Source organism: Clostridium estertheticum, assembly GCF_011065935.2.
GTDB lineage: Bacteria > Bacillota > Clostridia > Clostridiales > Clostridiaceae > Clostridium_AD > Clostridium_AD estertheticum_A.
In genome coordinates this window covers 1,007,704-1,027,545 of sequence record NZ_JAAMNH020000001.1, presented here as the reverse complement: position 1 = coordinate 1,027,545, position 19,842 = coordinate 1,007,704, and the positions used below count along the sequence as shown (strand labels likewise).

Below are 19,842 nucleotides of genomic sequence, written 5' to 3'. Positions count from 1 at the left end.
TTCTTTTTTATTTTGAATAATATCTATAAAAGCTTTCCTTTATTCTTTCTAAATTTAGTTCACTAGTTGACCCTAGTAAAAGGTTTGCCCCCTTTAATTTCCCTACTCCAACTGAAAATATCTCTGCATTATTAATTGATTCTATGCCAGCTTTTGCATCTTCAATACCAACACAATATTTAGTCTCTACCCCTGCAAGCTCTGCTGCTTTTAAAAATATATCTGGAGCTGGCTTTGAAAGTTTCACTGATTTTGGGTCTGCTATACAATCTACTTTATCTATTAAGTTTAACTTTTCTAAAATAAGTGGTGCATTTTGAGAAATAGATGCTATTGCTATTTTAATATTGTTATCAATTAATTCATTAAAGAAATCATTAATACCTGGCATAACATCATCTGTAGTTAGACTTTCTAAAAGTTCCCTATACATATTATTTTTTTTTGTTCTATAATACTCTTTTTCTTCTTTTAATGTTGTAATACTTCCATGTGCTAGGATCCTATCAAATGATAAAACCCTATCCACACCTTTAAGCTGTTCATTAAACTCTTCATCAATTATAATTCCAAGTTCTTCTGCCACTGCCTTCCAAGCTAAAAAGTGAAACTTTGCTGTATCTGCTATTACTCCATCTAAATCAAATAATACTGCTCTTATATCCATTTTGATATGTCTCCTACAAAAGGATTAAACTCAAGTTTAACTGGGCTTTTCCCCTTAAACGCGCTTTTCCCAACTAGTTTCTCAACTAACGACTCGATTACTTCCTCTGTAGAAGTATATGCATTAATTACAGTTTCAACATTTTCTAAATCATATTGATGATATGGATTACCAACAGATATCATCATAGTTGGTATCTCTTTTACAAACCAAGGTGAATCAAAACCACCAATTGATTTATATTCAACTCTTAAATTTGTTTGATTTGATTTAGGTTGTTTATTAATAAAGTATATAATTAAGTCATATTGCTTTTTAAAGTCTTCCATAGTTTGCATTATTTGTTTCATTCCTTGTAAAATGTCTGAATGATCTATTACTTCAAATGTAAATCCTTCTTTAGTCATACTATTTATAAATTTCTCATACTTTTTAAGACTTGGTTTTTTAAGCTTAAGAGCTAACCTAACAACTAAAGGAAGTGATTTTGAAGTTTTTAACATTTCAAAAATATCATCATCACAACCTAATGGAATAATACCAATTTTCTTTATCTTATTTTTATTAAGAGGTAATAATCCTTCATTATTTTGAACTAATGTTATTCCTTGGTCTGCTATATCTTTTGCCCATTTTTTGTGCTCTGCTGTTCCTATATTTTGAACACTATCTGGTACTAAATTATTACTTGTATTTAACTTTTGATGAGCCTTAAGTCCTAAGATACGTGACAACGCATCATCTAATCTTTCATCTGTAATAATTCCTTTTTTATAACCATTTAACATAAATTTATAATCTTCTAAAGGTGATTTTGTAAATAACAACATGTCATTTCCACTTGCTATACACATTGGTACTAAATCTTCTCTTTTTCCATGAGCTCCAAATCCAGTCATTAATGTTGAGTCTGTCATAATAAGTCCATTAAATCCAAGCTCTTCTCTTAATAATCCATTTAGTAGATTTTTAGATAAACTTCCTGGAGTTAATCTATCTTCACCTTCAATGTTTTTTTCATCATAGTATGCTGGGAAAGCAATATGACCTACCATTACTCCTGTTGCTCCATTATCTATATTTTCCTTATATACACGTCCAAAAGAAGCTTTCCAATCTGGGTAACTTAAACTATTTATAGTTTTAATAACATGTTGGTCACGTCCATCAACTCCATCTCCAGGGAAATGTTTAAGAGTTACTGCTCCACCATGTTTTTGAACTCCATTTGTATAAGCCTGACCCATTTTTGATACTAACTCTATATTGTCTCCAAAACATCTTGTATTAGCTATTGGATTTTCAAAGTTAAAATTAATATCTATAAGTGGTGCAAATGCCATATTTCCACCAAGTGCTTTAGCCTCTTTTATACAAGCCTCTCCAAGATTAAAAGCATTTTCAGGGTTATTAGTTGCAGCAACTAACATCTCATTACCTATCTCTGTTCCTTCTTCAGCTAGCCCATTAGGACCTGCCTCAAGGTTTGCCGCTAAAAACATTGGGATTTTCGCATTCTCTTGTAACTTATTATGTGCTTTTATTACTTGCTTTGCTTTCATTGGTCTTAGCATAACTCCACCTGGTTGTATCTCGTTTATCACTTCAAGTGTTTTGCTTTTATCATCTGCAGCCATAGTGAAAAGTAACTGCCCTATTTTCTCTTCAATTGTCATTTTATTTTTAGTATCATTTACCCATTTTATTTGCTCTTTATTTAGATTAAATGGTTTCTTAGTTAAGTCAACACTCATTTTTATATCTCCTTATAAATATATTTTTTATAATTACAAATCTTAAATTCTGACTTCTTATAATTAAATTATATATTTATAAGGGAGCTTAAACCTCCCACTTTTAGCTTAATAACTTCCAATTCCTGACCTCTTGTATTCCTTTACATTTTCTTTCCAAAAGACAAAGGAACATATTATAATCAACGGATTCCGTTTTGATGTGCAAATGCATGAAATCGTATACAAAATCACGTAATAAATCACAATATAATTAACAGAAAAAATCGAACATCTATCAAATAGACGCACGTATTAAGATTAACCTAAATATATTAATTTAATATATTTTTTTAATATTAAATAGTTGAATTTCATGTGGCATAAGTTTTGTATTAATATTAATGTCTTTATCTACTTCTTCTATCCAAGTTTTATATCCACATTCCGCGGCTTTTTCTAAATATTTATATCCACGCTCTGATAAGGTTTCTGGTGCACCCATTTTAACCCAAGCATCAAAAGATGAACCTTCTTTTCTATTTACACTTAATTTTTCTACTTGATATTTCCCTTTATTTATTTTAATATCTAAGCTATGTTCTCTTTCTACAGAATTTTTAAAAACATCATATCTATTTAAATTTGATATTTGAGAATAATCTAACGAACTATATAAATCATTATAATGACAGTAGTTATAAAATAATAATTGATAATCTTCATCTTTTTTTGTAACTATTAATCCATTATCCTTATATACAATTTCATTACCTAATTTATTTAGAAATTCAAAAGCATGATAGCTAGGCTTTTTTAATCCATTATATGTTACAAGTCCAAAACCACCATGAAATAGGTTTTGCTTTAATTTAAACTCTTCAAACAAATCTGTAAATGTCCAAAATCCCATACCTTTAACTAAATTACTACTTTCAACACAGGTTTTCACAATAAAAGCTGCCATAAAACAGGTATCATGCACAAGCTCCCTGCAATCCATAGTGGAATTCCATTCTGTAATCCAATATTCGTCACATTTTCCAGGCAATTCACCACCAATTTCCACCATTTCTCTTATAGTCTCTGACATATAATTTTCATTACCAATATTAAGAATATCTTTTAATTTCATATTCCCCTTCACTTCACTATCTTCTGATTCTGTATATTTTATACCTTCATTAATCATATCGATTTCAATATCATCTATATATTTACATTCTAATTGATAAACATGAAAAGAGAAAAAATCTAAAAAGCATTTATGTTTCTCTGAATAAGTTTTAAATTCATTTATCCAACTATTAAATTCACCAAACTTTAAATTTCCAAAACCTCCAACCTTAATATCCGTATTAATAGCCTTAATAGCTTCATAGGTTAGTCTAAAAAAGTTAAAAAACTCTTCTCTACTAACATCCCAAAATACTTTTTCTAAATTTGGCTCATTCCAAAACTCAAAATACCACTCTTTAACATTACTAATTCCATACCTATTAATAATATGTTTTGTAAAACTTTCAACCATATCTATCCACTTTTCCATATTGTTTGGACCACTTGCATAGCAGTCCCAAAAGAAAATTTTATTTTTGCTATTTGCAAGTTCCTTTGGCATAAATCCAATTTCTATAAATGGTTTTAGGCCCTCTTCAATTAAACTATCTAATAAACTATCTATATGATTAAAGTTATAATATACCTCACCTTTTGAATTTTCATTATATAACATCATTTCATCTGAAAATATTCCATGAAACCTTACGTATTCAAAACCAATATCCCTTTGAAATTTTTTAAGCTGTGCTTTTAAATCATTTCTTAACCCATAGGCTGCATGTCCAAAAGTTATTAATTTGTTAAAGCTATGATTTAGTTCCCCTATAACATCTTCTGTTTTAATTAATTTAATAGTCTCTTCTATTTTCCTATCTTCAACAACTGAATTATCTACCATTAGATATTCAAAAAGTTTAGACAATGTTTCTCTACTATTAATATTAAAATAATTTAATACATTTGCGTTATTTTCCTCTATACCATTAACTTCTCTATATTTAGTTGGGGTAATTCCTATTATATTTTTAAAAACTCTGTAGTATGATTTTTCGTCAGGAAATCCATGTCTATGAGCTATATCTATAACTCGATCCTTACTAAGTTTTAAATCGTTTAAGGATTTGTTTAGTCTTAAATTGTATAGAAATGTTTTTATAGTAATCCCCATATTTTCTTTGAAATATCTTGATATATATTGAGGGTTTAAATAAAATTCACTAGCTATCTTGGCAATTGAAAAGTCACTGTCTCTATAATTATTATTTATATATTTAATAATATCAATCAATCTATTTTCGCTTACATTTAACTCCTTAGATTCATCTTTTTCATTAATTGAAAATTTATTAATTAGAATAATTATAATATCTAGTAAATGCCTATTAATTAAAAGCTCATAAGGTTCTTCTTTATTAATAACAACATTCATCATAGTTGCAAGGATGGACCTAATTCTATTATAAAACTTTTCATTTTTTTTGTTATTTTGTCTAGAATCTAATTTAAATTTTAGTTTACTTAAATTTGCATAATATTTATTTATGTATTCAGTATCAAACTGCAACACCAACATCTGTGATTTTACAAGAGGGTTTGTTGATTTTACATAGTGAATTTCATTTCTATTTATTAAAAAAATATCTCCCTCTTCTAAAATATTAACTTCTTTATCAATAAAAAGTTCAACTGTTCCTTTTAGCACAAATAACATTTCCATTTCTTCATGCCAATGATAAGGAAATTGTTCTAAGAAATGCGTAAATATTTTAATTGGTATATTTAATTTATGATCTATATGTTCATACATATATTCCATTAATACCCCTCCCATTTCCTCTAAGTAATTCTCTCTAATTTCTTAGATTCTAAAAAGAGGAGTATAATGCTCCCCTTTTGTTTTATTATAACCCTTCACCATTTGTTTTAATAACTTGTTTATACCAGTTGAAAGATTTTTTTTTGCTACGTGCAAGTGTTCCATTCCCATCATTATCTTTATCAACATAAATAACTCCATAACGTTTTTTCATTTCGCCTGTACCTGCACTAATTAAATCAATGCATCCCCAAGGAGTGTATCCCATAAGGTCTACTCCATATATTATTTCCATTTACAAGTACCTTGCAGTTATGGATTCTTTACAGTTCTTCAAATCAGCTGGTGTCCCTTCAAAAATAATTTGTCCACCACGACTGCCTCCCTCAACACCCATATCAACAACCCAATCGGCGTTCCGGATGACATCAAGGTTGTGCTCAACAACAATAACCGTGTTACCCTTATCCACTAGGCGGTCAATGATTTTCAAAATACTCGTAATATCAGACATATGGAGACCCGTTGTAGGCTCATCCATTATATAAATATTACCCTTTTTACTCAACTCTCTAGCAAGCTTTAAGCGTTGAGATTCGCCACCTGACAGCGTATCCAATGGCTGACCCAATGTCATATAGTGAAGACCAACATCTGCGATATGCTTCAACTTATTGATGATTTCTTTTTGCGTAAAGAATTCTACGGCTTCTGCTATTGTCATGTCAAGAACCTCAACTATGGACTTTTTATTACACTTGTAGTCTAAAACCTCTCTCTTAAACCTTTTGCCACCACATTCTTCACAAATAGTTTCCACTGAATTCATAAATGAAAGATCTGTTTCGATATAACCGCGTCCTTTACATGTCTCACAAGCACCTTCCGAATTATAACTAAACAATCCCGCACTAACTTTGTTTTCATCAGCAAATAATTTACGAATCACATCCATAATTCCTGTGAAAGTGGCTGGATTAGAACGTAGGTTAGCGCTTACTGCTGACTGATCAACAATAATCGCATCTTTATATTCATTCGCAAAGACACCGTTAACCAGTGTTGATTTGCCAGAGCCTGCAACACCTGATACAACCGAGAATATCCCTTTAGGTATCCTTAGACTAACGTTTTTCAAATTGTGTAGGTTACTCTTTTTTGTTTCATAAAAATCAGTACTAATTCTTGGCTTACTCTTAATCTGCAAGCTTCTTCCGATGTATTGACCCGTTAATGTATTTGAACTCAAAAGTTCATTGTATGAGCCTTCAAACATAACCCTTCCACCGTTAATACCTGCCTTGGGACCAACATCTACAATATGATCTGCTATCTTTATAACGTCTGGGTCATGCTCAACTACAATCACTGTATTGTCTTTATCCCTTAACTTGACTAATAATTCATTCAACCTATGGACATCTCTAGCATGTAAGCCTATGCTTGGTTCATCAAATATATACATAACATTGATCAGGCTGCCGGTAAGGTGCTTAACCATTTTAACACGTTGTGACTCACCACCCGATAAAGTGGATGTTTCTCTGTTCAAACTTACATAATCCAGCCCAATCTGAATCAAATCACTCAATCGCTCTGACAAGTTGTCAATTATAGGTTTTACTTTTTTGTCCTCAATCTTTTGTATCAGTTCTAAAAGTGAATCTATTTGCATTGAAGTAAAATCTGCGATTGTATAACCCATTATCTTTGATGATAATACCGTTTCATTATATCTTTTTCCACAACAATCATCGCATTGTCCTTCCGTTGTAAAAGGCGCAACTTTCTTTTTGGATGCCTCTGATTTCTCAAATTCAGTTTTAATGTTTGACCTGATAAATCGCTCAACTAGTCCTAAATAGGTAGTATTAATGTCCTCCATTAATAGGGATTTTATTTTTTCTTCTTTGCAATATACTAGCTTGTCGTATTCCTCTTTTGTATAATCCTTAATTTTTTTATCACAATCAAAAAAGCCTGTTGCTGCATACGATTTCCAAATCCAATTTCCTACTTTAAAACCTGGAAGTAATATTGCACCCTCGTTTAATGATTTTTCTTTATCCAAAGCCTTGTCAAGATCCAATGTAACTATCTTTCCAATGCCTTCGCACGTCTTACACATTCCATTTGGATCATTAAAAGAAAAATAACTGGAAGGACCTATATGAGGCTGCCCGATGCGTGAAAATAATAATCGTATTAATGGATCAATATCTGTAATTGTACCCAATGTTGAACGGGAATTTCCGCCAATTCTCTTTTGCTGCACAATAATCGCCAATGATAAGTTTTTAATAGCATCAACATCAGGATGTCTATATTTTGGCATATACACTTGAACGAATTTACTGAAGGTTTCATTTAACTGCCTTCCAGCTTCCTGCGCAATCGTATCAAAAACGATGGATGATTTACCAGAACCCGATACCCCGGTAAAAATTGTTATCTGCCCTTTTGGTACATTTAAATTGATATTTTTCAGGTTATTTTCCCTTGCCCCTATAATTTCAATATATTCATATCCCATATTTTCCTCCTGTTCAAATACATTCAACTATAATATTGCTAAAATTTCCTACGAATGAACTATTTACTGCTTATACCCTGGCAACATTTTTGGGTCGAGCTGCTGCCTCCTTATTGAATAAACCTTATAACACTAGTATAATATATTAATAATAATAATAAACACAGCTATTAATTATCCTTTAAAAAATTCGATAAGTTTTAGGTAATAACTTAACCTATTTTATAGGTATCGCTCTAACTTACTCACTCAATCCCATTTTCAATAGTTTCTATATTCTTGCATGCAACTTTTATTACATTTCCATCAATCAACTTAATATTTAACTGAAGCCAATTGTCTGAAAGCTTCTTTAACCCTAACATCTTACATGTTTACGTTTAAATCCTAGTTTTCCTTTATCAACTCTATTTTGAATATATTCTATTGCAACATTCGTCTGACAGAGTTTTTTGCCCATAAAGACATCTACCTTTCCTACCTCCTCCGCAATTTTCTTTGCTTCTTCATGAAGCGGCAAATACGAAATGCCAACAGACATAATAAAATTGTTCATGGCATATTTAGCGCGGTTTGGCTGGTTGTGTATCGTGTCACGCACCCTATTAAGCATTGCCAAAAGTTTATCCTTGTCAAATTCACTGTCTTTACGAGTGCCTAGTAGCCAATCGTAGCAACTCCAGCCAGCCGCCACTTCTAATTCTTTTCCGCTATCAATCCAGCGGTCGGCAACGGAAAAGGCAATATCTGTTTCGGCAAGGGTTACTGCTACAATGAAGTCCGAAATCATATAAAAATAAGCGCCATCTATCCATCTGTTAAAATCTTCTTCGACCATTTTCTTTGGTTCAGCTATCATACCGGCTAAATACATGGCATCATAATTTCCTGTTGCATAAAGCTGCTCTGCCAAAGACTGGTTGTATTTTATTTTCTTGAAAATCGGCTTCATATCGTTTATGGTTACGCCAAAAACAGGCTCTTTCGCACCATTGCTCATGTAAATTTTTTTCATACGTTCTTTACCAAGGGACTTCAGTTCATCCATAATTTCGTTTAGTTCCATTTGTAACATCTCCTTAAAATTTATAGTAAAATTCATAAATTGATAATGTCAACGGCATCGCTTATTAATGACTATTATAATACTTTTGAGTTAGCTAATATATAGGAACTAATTATTTGACAGGTTTGTAATGGATCAGGAGGGGTATTATGGAGCAACATAATCTTTCAGTAAAGGAATGGCACAAAAGCTACAATCCAAATAAAAATAGGAAACCGTAAAACATTGCAACTATTAGAATTTTTTATATGAGTTTGCTGATTCGGATGGATTAAAAATAAAAAAAAGCTTTTACAAATAATCTATAGATAAAATAGATAATTTTGATATAATGACCCATACCCCCTTTGTTAGACACGAGGAACTCGTGCTATACTAAAAATGAAGGGTGGATGATTTTTGATGAATAAAAGTTATAGTGCTGAATTTAAAATGGAAGCAGTAAAGAGATTAGAAAAAACAGGAGAGTCGATGTCAAAAGTAGCTGCTGATTTAGGGGTTAAGCCAACCACAATGCAGGGCTGGGTAAATAAGTATAGAAAATCTCCTAAGGCTCCATTTATAGGTAGTGGACACTTAAGCCCAGAAGATGAAAAATTTCATAAGCTTGAAAAAGAAAATAGGGACCTCAAAGAGGAGAATGATATATTAAAAAAAGCGGCAGCCTACTTCGCGAGAAACCTCAAATAAAGAGATTTCTATTTATCAAGGCTAATCGCATGAACTACCATCTAGCGAAGCTATGCATGGTCCTATCCGTTTCTAGGAGCAGCTACTATGCATGGGAGAAACGTCCAGAAAGCATGAGATCAAAAGCAAATAATCTTCTATTAAAGGAAATTAGTGATATCCATGGAAAGAGCAATAAAGTTTACGGTTCAACAAAAATTACACGAATATTAAACACCAAAAGTAAATGTCCTATTAATCATAAAAGAGTGGAACATATCATGAGTGAAAATGGCATAAAATCAAAGGTTTCAAAGAAATTTATAGCCACTACAAATTCTAACCATAAGCTTCCAGTTGCAGAAAATATCCTCAACCGTGACTTTTCTGTGGACAAACCTAATGAAAAAATGGTAAGTGATATCACCTACCTGTGGACAGATGAAGGATGGCTTTATATCGCTGGAATCTTGGATTTATGTGGACAAAAAATTGTTGGATTGTCCATGAGTGAACGAATGACAAAGGAATTAGTTATTGACGCATTGAATTCGGCATATCTACGTGCTGGTAAGCCTTCAAACGTCATTTTACACTCGGATAGAGGTTCACAGTACTGTTCTTACGACTACCAAAATTTGATTAAAAAGTATGGTTTTACATGTAGTATGTCCCGAAAAGGTAACTGTTGGGATAATGCACCAATGGAATCTTTCTGGGGCAAATTAAAATGTGAATGGCTCTATGGTACACACTTTAGGACTCGTGAAGAAGCCCGTGCAGCCGTATTTGAATATGTTGAAGTGTTTTATAATCGGCAGCGAATCCATGCCTCAAATGGATATGTGACACCTGAAGACTATTATAATAAAGCTACTCGAAAAGCTAAAGTAGCTTAAAACCAAATATTAAGTTATTGTACGAAAACAAGAGATAATACGAGTTTAGAGTGTCTAGTTTATTGGGGAAGGGTCATAATATTATTATAATTACTAATTTTAAAATCAAAGGGAAAGGGATTTGATTATGAAAAAGAATTTAGTTTTGATATTATGTTTAAGTTTAATTTTCATTTTGGTTGGTTGTAATAGTAATAAAAAAACGAATAAATCTATACAGTCTACTAAAATAAGTCCAAATGAACACGTAGTAAAAGATAAAAAAAATGTCTCTCAAAAGGTAACTATAGTAAATAGTAAAGTTAAATTGTATGACGGCACTTATTTTGATGATGACTGTTTCGGAGATAATATCTTAAAAAATTATTGTGAAATCGTAATTTCTAATGTAACTAATACTTCTTTTGATTTTACTGTTTACGAAGTAAATGTGGTAGATGGGAAAAAAGAAAATAAAAAGGCTATTTTCCTTACAAATACAGCAGTTTTTACAGGAGATGGAATGAAAGCTACTTTTTATGGAAATAGTTATACTCTTAACTTTACATTTCCCAATTATCATGGTGCATATCCTGCTGTAACAGACATGGAGATATCTGGATTCAAACCATTAGAAGGCAAAACTTATGTTAATAATGGGATACCGGGACATGAATTCGGGTTCCGTTTATACCGTAGCTTGTCTATCTTAATACTAATGTAAAGCTCATGCCTTCCTTTTCACACTCTGCAAAAATTTCTCCATCCATCTTTCCCATTATATATTTGCAGATGTAAAGCCCTAAACCATTTCCTTGTTTATCTGTTGCATTGCTAGCCCTATAGAAGCTATCAAAAATATGATTGAATTCGTTTTGACTTATTATTTCTCCACTATTGAATATTTTAATAAGCTGGCAATAATCTTCTTCATAAAAAGATATTTTTATTTCCTTCTCATCACCGTACTTAAAGGCATTTTCTATGATATTTCCTATAACTTCAAATGCTCTATCTAAATCGCCCTTAACTAATTTATTACTGTAGTCTTCAACAATAAAATCTATCATTTTCAAAATACATTTTTCTTTATAGGTTACAATTACTTTATCTATTAATTCCTTTAAATAAAATTCACTATTTTTAACTTCAAATTCAAGAACATCTTCACTTGAGGTTTTTATTATTTCTTTTACGAAGTTTTCTATTTCTAATGATTTTTCTTGTATTTGCTTTGCTGCTAATACCTTTCTTTCATTAGTATCATAAACCCCTTCTTCTATAGCCTTCGCATAAAGCTTTATTGTGTTTAGCGGTGTTTTTATATCATGTGAAATTGAAAGTAGTAAAAGTTTCTTTTCCTTTTCAAGCTTAAACTCTTTTATTTTATGATGATCTAAATTTTCTCTAAGTACATTAATTCCCCAAACAAACTTACCAAAATATCTATTTTTATTTTCTTTAAGCTCTTCCTTAAGGTTACCTTTTGATAATTCGTAAGGCATTTCACTTAGAATATTAAAAGGCTTAAGAATTGAATTCCTAACATACAATAGAACTGAAATTATTATTGCGCCAAAGATAAATAATATAAATTCTACTTTTAATAAAATACTATTAGCTGAATTCCAAACTACATAATTAAATCTTAAATAACCTAATAACTTATCTCCATCATACCAAGGTTTAACTTCGTATTCTACTCCATTCGCACTTTTATAAAATCTATCAATATCATCTTTGCTTGTCTGTGCAAGCTCAGGTAAAAATGACACTGATTTCATAAATTTATAAGAAGTTAAATCAGGCTCAGTAAAGGATACACCCTCTACTAAGCCCAAATATATTTTGTTTATTTCTACTTTATATTCACTACTTGACTTGCTATTTATTCCTTGAATTAAGACAAGTGTTCCAAGTAAACTTACTAAATAAACACCAATTACAATAGCAATTATTTTATCAAATTTCTTCATATTTATAGCCTACTCCCCACAGAGTTACAATCCTTTTTGGCTTTTTAGGATTATCTTCAATCTTATCCCTAAGCATCTTTACATGAACAGTTAGTGTTTGATCTTCACTAAAACTTTCCGCTCCCCAAATTTTATTAAATATATAATCTTTTCTTAAGGTTTTACTGGGATTTTCTACAAGTAAAAGTAATAATTCAAACTCCTTTGAGGTCATGTTTAACAGTTTTCCATCAAGATACACTTCATTTGCTGCTTTATTAATTGAAATAGCACCTGAATTTATAATCGTGCGTTTTGCTTTAAGCTCATAGTTTCTTTTCATTAATGCTGAAACCTTTGCACTTAAAATATCAACGTCTACTGGCTTTTCAATATAATCATCTGCACCAAGTGTAAAACCATTAATCTTGTCCTCTTTATCAACCTTTGCACTCATTATTATAATTGGTGTATTATGATTTTTTCTGATGCTAGAGCACACTGTAAAACCATCTATACCAGAAAGCATTATATCTAAAAGCACAATCTTAGCAACATCCTTTTCAAGAAATTCTAATGCTTTCTCTCCACTATCCGCATTTATAATGCTAAAGCCATCCTTTTTTAAAAAAGTACAAATTAAATCCGCAAGTTCTAAATTATCTTCAACTAGAAGCAAGTCTACCATACTACCATCCCATCTCCATTAGCCAATTATTGACCATCCTTTCTCTATCCTTAAAATTATTTTCCAGAGTAAATTTTCCTAAATTAATTTCACCTTTTATTGCTCCATCTTCAATATACATTATTATATCACACTTAGCTGCGACCTTTATATCATGGGTAACAAGCATAATAGTTGTTCCTTCCTGATTAATTTTATTAAGTTCCTTCATAACTTCCTTAGAATTTTGTTGATTTAAAGCACCTGTAGGCTCATCAGCAAAAATCATCTTTGGAAAGTTAATTAAGCTTCTACAAATACACGCTCTTTGAAGTTCCCCCCCCGAAACTTCATTTGTATCATTTTCTGCTATTTCACTTATTCCAAGCTTATGCATTAACTCTCTTGCTCTGTTATTGATTTCTTTTTTATCTTTACCTTTTTTTGACTGATATGCTGGTAGTATAATATTATCATATATTGAAAGATTTTTTAACATATGCATTTGTTGAAAAATAAATCCCATTTCATCAAGTCTTAAATCACTCATTTCATTTGCAGTAAGAGTACTAATTTCCTTTCCAAAGTAATCTACCTTTCCTGCAGTTAAATTATCCATTCCGCTAGCTACATAAAGAAGAGTTGATTTACCTGAACCACTAGGTCCCATAATAGCAACCATTTCACCCTCATTAATTTGAAAGTTTACATTTCTTAAAACATTATTTTGTATTTTATTTATAATATAAGTTTTACATAAATCTATAACTTTTAATGAATTCATCTCAAATCGCCACCTTATTCCATATTATTAATTTCTTTTAAATCTACCTTTTTAACAGCACCAGCACTTAAGTAAGCAATAGCTGTAGTTACTACAAGTAGTATAATCGGATAAACCATATTTACTTCTAATACTTCTACCTTAAATACAATGTTATGAACACCCATTACTGCAAATACTTGACCTGCTGTTATAGGTCCAAGGAAGTTAGATAATATAATTCCTAAAATAATTGCAACTACAAGAACTATATTTATTCTAGCTGATTGCCAAAATCTAATTGAGCTATTTCTAAAGCCAATGCTTTTTAGCATTGCTATTTCTCCTTTTTCTTTGCTAATGAAAGTTTTTATCATTAAAATTGTAATTAAAGCATTAATACATACTACTATTACTACAATTAAATTCTTCATAGTATCAAGTTGATCTAAGCTGCTTCCTATATATCTTGAAACATATTCTTGTGAACTTTTAAATGAATAGCTTGGATACTTATCCCTTAATTTATCTATTAATACTTGCGGCTCTTCCTTTCCCTGAAAATTACCTTGAAAAGGGAATGTCATTGCTAAATATTTAAAATCCATATCCATTTTAGGACTTAATCTTGCTGATTGACCCATATTAGTCATACTTTCATATAAACCAGTTACTATTAATTCCTTTTTCTCGTTACCTATTTGTGCATAAATTGTATCCCCAATAGAAACATTTAATTTTTTTGCTACAGTTTCAGTTATTGCTACTTCATTTTTTAATTCAGGCATCTTACCTTTTAAAACATTGTAATTATTAGTATCACTTTCTTGAGATTGGAATGCCATTAATGGAAGAATATTATCCTTATCGCCAGCATAAAATTTAAGTCTATACATTACTTCTCCATAAATTTTTATATCTACTCCACTATTTCTAAATGATTCTGTAAGTTTTTCCATATCTTTTAAATATTCTTTTTTGCTAGCTCCCTTTGTATATTTGTCCATTTTATCAGTTTCAATTAATACATCACTATAATCAATGCCAAATGTCTTAATAATATTTGCATCTTTTAATGTATTTATTGTGTTTAAAGGAATAATAATTAAAATTGTTCCAATGCAGAAAGTTAAAATCAAAACTACAAACCTCTTAAGATTACATGAAATATCATTTAAAGCAATAAAAATTGGCACTCTAATATTTTTATAATTCTTAAGTTTCAATCTTGATTTACCTTTAAACCTCTCACCTGTACTTCCATTTCTAATTGCATCTATTGCTGAAAACTTATTTAACTTTCTTGTACATGTGTAGCAGAATAAAAGAACTATTAAAACTACTAAAATAGAACATGCTATATTAACAAAGATATTTCCAGTGGAAGATTTTATTAAAATATTTCCTGAGGATTGCTTTAATAATGTATTACCAAATGGAAAGCTTACTACAAAACCAATTACTACACCGATCATTGTTATTGCAAGATATTTTATTAAATAAACCTTTTTGATATCAAACTCTTTAAGACCAATGGCCTTCATAACTCCTATCTCTTTAAAATCATCTTGTAGAGTAAAAATTATTGTAAATCTTAAAATTAAAAATGCAATTAAGATAAGGCAAAGGCTTACTATAATTAAAATTGCAAATGGTAGCATATCGAGAATAAAACTGCTGTTAATAAATGACTTATCAAGATTAATTATTGTATTACAATTTATCCTTTTAAATTCTTTTTCGAGTGCAGTTGTATCATCTGACATTATATAATAATTATTTATAACACCGGCTTCTTTACATGATTTGAAAATCTCATAATCCTCATCACTTATAAGAAGCCTTTTCATTTCATTCATGCTTGATCCAAAAATAGCATCCTTAGTAAACAGCTTTATTGAAAATTCTTTTTTAATATCTCCTATGGTAATAATCACTTTTTCTCCAACTTCTAAATTATTTTTATTTTTATCAGGTAGTGAAAAAGCAATTTCCCCTGATTTTAAAATAACTTCTTCTCCATTATCATCAAGTAATTTTCCATACTTCTTTGGTTGAGCTTGAAGTAAAGTTTGCCCAAAAGGTTGAAAATCTCGAAGCTTTTTATCTTCTTTTATTTTAATATTATCTTTAGAAAGCATTGTACTTCTATCAATGTCATAGGACTTTATACGCTTAGAAGTATTAATCCAATTATCAAACTCTTTATTTTCTCCCCTATCATAAGCTGAAATAATGTAGTCCGGTGTTTTAGCCTTCTCCATAAAATAATCAACAGACTCTGATACTGCAATTAAGTTATTTACACTACTTGCTAAAAATGTTGTTGCTAATATGATGAATATTAAAAGAATAATATTCATTGATTTCTTTCGCTTTAAATCTTTTTTCAATATTCTAAAAAACATAAATCTTACCTCCCATAAATTGTTAACTGTCCATGAGTTTATTATAAATTATCAATTATTAAATAATCCTTAAATAAAATAATATTTATAATATAGATTATCTTTATCATCTCTATCATTAAAAGTTTATTGAATTTAGTATAAACTTTTTACTATATATAAAATTGAAATACACTTACATTTATGCTCTGTAAGTGTATTTTTATTTTATAATGTTATTTATTATGATTAAATTTTTATCTCATTTACTTATGATACAATAACATTCTATCTTTTTAGTTTCTATTGATGTTATTCATTCTTCAATGCATCTATAATATTTCCTTTCTTCACCTTTGCACTGGAGTAAAGCATTGACACACCTACTATTATAAATACAGCAGCTACAGCTAATAAAATACTTATCCATGGAAGAGTAAATTTAAAGCTGAATTTTTCCATAAGAGTTCGGTGAATCAAATACATTATGGTAATACTTATTGGGAGACCGTATAACAGTGCTTTAATGCCATAGAATATACTTTCATAATTTATCATTTTATTAAAGCTTTTTGGTGTCATTCCAATAGACTTTAACATTGCAAACTCCCTTTTTCTAAGGGCAACACTGGTGGATATTGTATTAAGTATGTTTGCAACACAAATAGCTGTAATTAGAGCTATAAATCCATAGGCAAAAACTGACATCAATACAATTGTCTGATTATCTTTTTGTCTGTTCATAAATAGATTTTGAACAGAACCTATAATTACTTCACCAGCGTTTCTAATTGTTTCAATGCCTACCTGAAGTGCCATAGGGTCATTGCTTTTTATAAATAAACTTGTACTTAAATCTTTGATCGTCTTTTTGTTGTCACTTACTATTTTATCGAATACTTCCTTAGATACTACTATATTAAAACTTGGTTTTTTTCCCTCTGATAAAATACCAACAGGCAATTTATCTGTAACTAAAGTTATTTCTACCGGAACTAGAGGTACATCATTCTCTGATTCCCAATTTTGATACATTAAATCTAGTTTCTGTCCTCTACTTATTTTTACTGCTTTTGTCTCAACATATTTTTTTGATTGCATATCCTTGTATTTAGTTGTATCAATAACAATTGCTGAAGGTTTTATTTCATCTTTTAATGAGTCAAAATCCCCCCCAACTTCTTTTGCATAAGACTTTAAAGCTTCATCATTCAGGGCATTTACACTAACATAATATGGATATTCTCCATTTTTCATTATACTCTCATCTTCACCCTTTAAATAGTCCGCTATAAACTCTTTGTTAATCCACACTCTAGCATCAAAAGTATCTATTTCATTACAATCTGTTATATTCCCCAGCGAATTTATTTTTTTAATTGTATTATTCTTTGCTTCTACATTTTCCCCTCTAAGTGATATATTTATATCAAAATTTATTCCTTCTTGACTAAGCACTGTAGACTTCTTCAAGTCGGAAGTAAAGAAAATCACACTTAGGAATAATATCATACTGATAACTAAAGAAAATACTGTTGCCTTATACCTACCCTTGTTTCTTTTTAGATTCTTAAGCCCTATAGTCCCTTCAACTCCAAATATCCTTTTTGTAAGTTTTGAAATTTTTACTTCCTTTCCTGTTAACTTAATATCTGATGTTTGTCGAATAGCATCAATGGCTGATATCCTTGAGGCTTTTCTCGCCGGAATATAGGTTGAGATTAGAATAGTAGTAGCAGAAACTACAATTGCAATTATAATAATTAAAGGTGATACAACTACTCTAAAACTTTCGGTAATCCCTAACGCTCCCTTTATCATATAGTTTATACATAAAAAGGTAAGATCCATTCCTAAAAATCCACAAATAATTCCAGTTGGAATACTTATTAGACCAACAACAGCTCCTTCAAAGAATACTGAATCTCTTTTTTGCTTTTTAGTAGCTCCTACACTTGACAGCATGCCTAAGTGTCTTGAACGCTCCGATACAGAAATAGCAAAGGCATTATATATAAGTGAGACAGACCCAACCATAATAATTATCATCATAATAGCCGATAAAGTAAGAATCATACTATACAAAGTATCATCCTTGACAACGCCATAGAATCTTAACAGATTATCATTAAATTTTACTGTTTCTATTTTATTTTGAGATGCTATACTTTTTGCATGACTAAATAATCCCCCATTAATATCTTTTAGTATAATGGAGGCATTTATTTTTTCCTTTGAGGTAATAGTATTTTCATCTACACAGGATAGTACTGTATATCCAGGTGCCCATGTAGGTTCAAACTTAGGTCGTTTTATTACACCTACTATCTTATAAGTTTTTGTTTTTTCCTTTGTCAAGAACTCTTCAACAGTATCAGTACCCTTACCTTTCTGCAACTCAGCATATTGTGTCAAGACTTTGTTCTTATCATCACTAACTTTTGAACACCTCTTACCGATGTCAACAGTTAGAAGATCTCCTATTTTATAGTTAACTTTAGCATTATCTATAATAGCATCTGAAATTACAACTTCATTTGCAGCTTTTGGAAACCTTCCCTTACTTAATTCAATAGGGAATTTTTCAAAACCTTCTTTATTATACTCTCCAATAAACATATAAGGCTTACTTGCATTTTGACTCCCCTTTAGGAGCGCATAACCTGTATCTCTACTTAAAATGATTTGTTTTGTTTCTTTATCATTTTTTACAGCCTGAAGCTGAATATTATTAATATCTTTATAGATAACATGCCATTCCCCTTCATCGGATATACTTTGTCTTTGCTTTAAATCCATAAAGGAAATCCTAAGGGTCGCCACTGCAGTTATCATTGCAGCTGAAATTATTACACCTATTATAGTTATAAGAGTTCTTTTCTTATTTAATTTCATATGCCTTAAGGTTAACTTATTTATTATGTTCATGGACGAATCACCTCGTCCTTCTTAACTTTACCATCCTCTATGGCTATAATTCTATCTGCCTGTAATGCAATGTGCTCATCATGAGTGATTATTATAAGGGTTTGCTTAAATGTCTTATTAAACATTTTTAACAGTTCAATTATCTCACTGCTATTTTTGCTATCTAAATTTCCTGTAGGCTCATCTGCCAGCATTATAGCAGGGTTGCTTATAAGAGCCCTTCCTATAGACACTCTCTGTTGTTGTCCACCGGAAAGCTGATTAGGCAAATGTTTTAATCTTTTCTCTAAATTAAGTATTTTTACAATCCCATCAAGCTGCTTTTTATCCACCTTATGCCCATCGAGCAGCAATGGAAGGGTAATATTTTCTTCCACATTAAGTACTTGAATAAGGTTATAAAACTGATATATAAGCCCTATTTGTCTACGTCTGAAAATAGCCAATTGTGTTTCATCTAAATTATAGATATCAGTATTATCCACTAAAACCTTACCACTAGTTGGTCTATCCACTCCACCTAGCATATGGAGTAAAGTTGATTTTCCAGAGCCTGATGGTCCTATAATTGCAACAAATTCTCCTTTTTCCACGGAAAAAGATACATCATTAAGAGCCTTTACTGCAGTATCTCCACTCCCATAGACCTTAGACAAATGCTCTATTCTTAATATTTCCATTGTAAAACCTCCAAATCTTTTGCTATAGCTTTAGTATA

Annotated in this window: 13 protein-coding genes and 1 pseudogene; 2 read left to right on the top strand and 12 right to left on the bottom strand. The window is 30.6% G+C overall.

The genetic code is table 11. From position 1 onward, the window contains the following. Positions 1-7: 7 nt before the first annotated feature. The 6 genes and pseudogenes from pgmB to G9F72_RS04670 form a co-directional block, all read right to left on the bottom strand. Positions 8-667 carry a beta-phosphoglucomutase gene (gene pgmB / locus G9F72_RS04695; RefSeq protein ID WP_164960136.1) on the bottom strand — a complete coding sequence of 220 codons (660 nt, stop codon included), beginning with the start codon at positions 665-667 and terminating at the stop codon, positions 8-10. Next, positions 658-2,421 carry a glycoside hydrolase family 3 protein gene (locus tag G9F72_RS04690; RefSeq protein ID WP_164960135.1) on the bottom strand — a complete coding sequence of 588 codons (1,764 nt, stop codon included), beginning with the start codon at positions 2,419-2,421 and terminating at the stop codon, positions 658-660. Before G9F72_RS04690 ends, pgmB begins: the two co-directional genes overlap by 10 nt. Before the next feature lie 319 nt (positions 2,422-2,740). Next, positions 2,741-5,278 (bottom strand): GH39 family glycosyl hydrolase, encoded by a 2,538-nt coding sequence (locus G9F72_RS04685; protein ID WP_164960134.1) that lies wholly within the window; start codon positions 5,276-5,278, stop codon positions 2,741-2,743. An 85-nt stretch (positions 5,279-5,363) separates the two neighbouring features. Beyond that, positions 5,364-5,558 (bottom strand): annotated as a pseudogene (locus G9F72_RS04680) (family 1 glycosylhydrolase); the annotation flags it as partial. 15 nt (positions 5,559-5,573) lie between these two features. Next, the gene (locus tag G9F72_RS04675) at positions 5,574-7,811 is read right to left on the bottom strand and encodes an ATP-binding cassette domain-containing protein (protein WP_224675959.1); all 2,238 of its coding nucleotides are present in this window, start codon (positions 7,809-7,811) and stop codon (positions 5,574-5,576) included. Between the two features lie 358 nt (positions 7,812-8,169). After that, complete coding sequence (locus tag G9F72_RS04670) at positions 8,170-8,877, bottom strand: DNA alkylation repair protein (RefSeq protein WP_164960221.1); 708 nt, start codon at positions 8,875-8,877, stop codon at positions 8,170-8,172. Positions 8,878-9,279: 402 nt separating this feature from the next. On the opposite strand from G9F72_RS04670, the gene G9F72_RS04665 reads away from it, so the two are divergent. Together G9F72_RS04665 and G9F72_RS04660 are read left to right on the top strand one after the other, a co-directional pair. Beyond that, positions 9,280-10,445 (top strand): IS3 family transposase gene (locus G9F72_RS04665; protein WP_224676264.1). Its coding sequence is split into 2 segments (ribosomal slippage): positions 9,280-9,538 and positions 9,538-10,445, totalling 1,167 coding nucleotides; the frame shifts between segments, so codons are not numbered across the junction. Between the two features lie 127 nt (positions 10,446-10,572). Further along, entirely contained in the window at positions 10,573-11,148 is a 576-nt protein-coding gene (locus G9F72_RS04660) for a hypothetical protein (RefSeq protein ID WP_164959373.1), read from the top strand. Here G9F72_RS04660 and G9F72_RS04655 read toward each other — a convergent pair. The 6 genes from G9F72_RS04655 to G9F72_RS04630 all read right to left on the bottom strand — a co-directional run bounded on the left by G9F72_RS04655 (position 11,129) and on the right by G9F72_RS04630 (position 19,804). Then, a complete protein-coding gene (locus tag G9F72_RS04655; RefSeq protein WP_164959372.1) occupies positions 11,129-12,400 on the bottom strand; it encodes a sensor histidine kinase in 1,272 nt (423 codons plus the stop codon). The genes G9F72_RS04660 and G9F72_RS04655 overlap by 20 nt on opposite strands. After that, positions 12,387-13,067: a response regulator transcription factor gene (locus G9F72_RS04650; protein WP_164959371.1), complete on the bottom strand. Its 681-nt coding sequence runs from the start codon at positions 13,065-13,067 to the stop codon at positions 12,387-12,389. The genes G9F72_RS04655 and G9F72_RS04650 overlap by 14 nt, the downstream gene beginning before the upstream one ends. Before the next feature lies 1 nt (position 13,068). Beyond that, positions 13,069-13,830, bottom strand: a complete 762-nt coding sequence (locus G9F72_RS04645; protein ID WP_164959370.1) for an ABC transporter ATP-binding protein — start codon at positions 13,828-13,830, stop codon at positions 13,069-13,071. Positions 13,831-13,844: 14 nt separating this feature from the next. Further along, positions 13,845-16,217, bottom strand: a complete 2,373-nt coding sequence (locus G9F72_RS04640) for an ABC transporter permease (RefSeq protein WP_164959369.1) — start codon at positions 16,215-16,217, stop codon at positions 13,845-13,847. Between the two features lie 291 nt (positions 16,218-16,508). After that, entirely contained in the window at positions 16,509-19,124 is a 2,616-nt protein-coding gene (locus tag G9F72_RS04635) for an ABC transporter permease (protein ID WP_164959368.1), read from the bottom strand. Further along, positions 19,121-19,804 (bottom strand): ABC transporter ATP-binding protein, encoded by a 684-nt coding sequence (locus tag G9F72_RS04630; protein ID WP_164959367.1) that lies wholly within the window; start codon positions 19,802-19,804, stop codon positions 19,121-19,123. The genes G9F72_RS04635 and G9F72_RS04630 overlap by 4 nt, the downstream gene beginning before the upstream one ends. Between the last annotated feature and the right edge of the window lie 38 nt (positions 19,805-19,842).

Coding starts and splice junctions, on each gene's coding strand:
- G9F72_RS04650 (WP_164959371.1), bottom strand. CDS start 13,067: ATGGTAGACTTGCTTCTAGTTGAAGATAATTTAGAACTTGCGGATTTA.
- G9F72_RS04690 (WP_164960135.1), bottom strand. CDS start 2,421: ATGAGTGTTGACTTAACTAAGAAACCATTTAATCTAAATAAAGAGCAA.
- G9F72_RS04655 (WP_164959372.1), bottom strand. CDS start 12,400: ATGAAGAAATTTGATAAAATAATTGCTATTGTAATTGGTGTTTATTTA.
- G9F72_RS04635 (WP_164959368.1), bottom strand. CDS start 19,124: ATGAACATAATAAATAAGTTAACCTTAAGGCATATGAAATTAAATAAG.
- G9F72_RS04685 (WP_164960134.1), bottom strand. CDS start 5,278: ATGGAATATATGTATGAACATATAGATCATAAATTAAATATACCAATT.
- G9F72_RS04660 (WP_164959373.1), top strand. CDS start 10,573: ATGAAAAAGAATTTAGTTTTGATATTATGTTTAAGTTTAATTTTCATT.
- G9F72_RS04640 (WP_164959369.1), bottom strand. CDS start 16,217: ATGTTTTTTAGAATATTGAAAAAAGATTTAAAGCGAAAGAAATCAATG.
- G9F72_RS04675 (WP_224675959.1), bottom strand. CDS start 7,811: ATGGGATATGAATATATTGAAATTATAGGGGCAAGGGAAAATAACCTG.
- G9F72_RS04670 (WP_164960221.1), bottom strand. CDS start 8,877: ATGGAACTAAACGAAATTATGGATGAACTGAAGTCCCTTGGTAAAGAA.
- G9F72_RS04630 (WP_164959367.1), bottom strand. CDS start 19,804: ATGGAAATATTAAGAATAGAGCATTTGTCTAAGGTCTATGGGAGTGGA.
- G9F72_RS04645 (WP_164959370.1), bottom strand. CDS start 13,830: ATGAATTCATTAAAAGTTATAGATTTATGTAAAACTTATATTATAAAT.
- pgmB (WP_164960136.1), bottom strand. CDS start 667: ATGGATATAAGAGCAGTATTATTTGATTTAGATGGAGTAATAGCAGAT.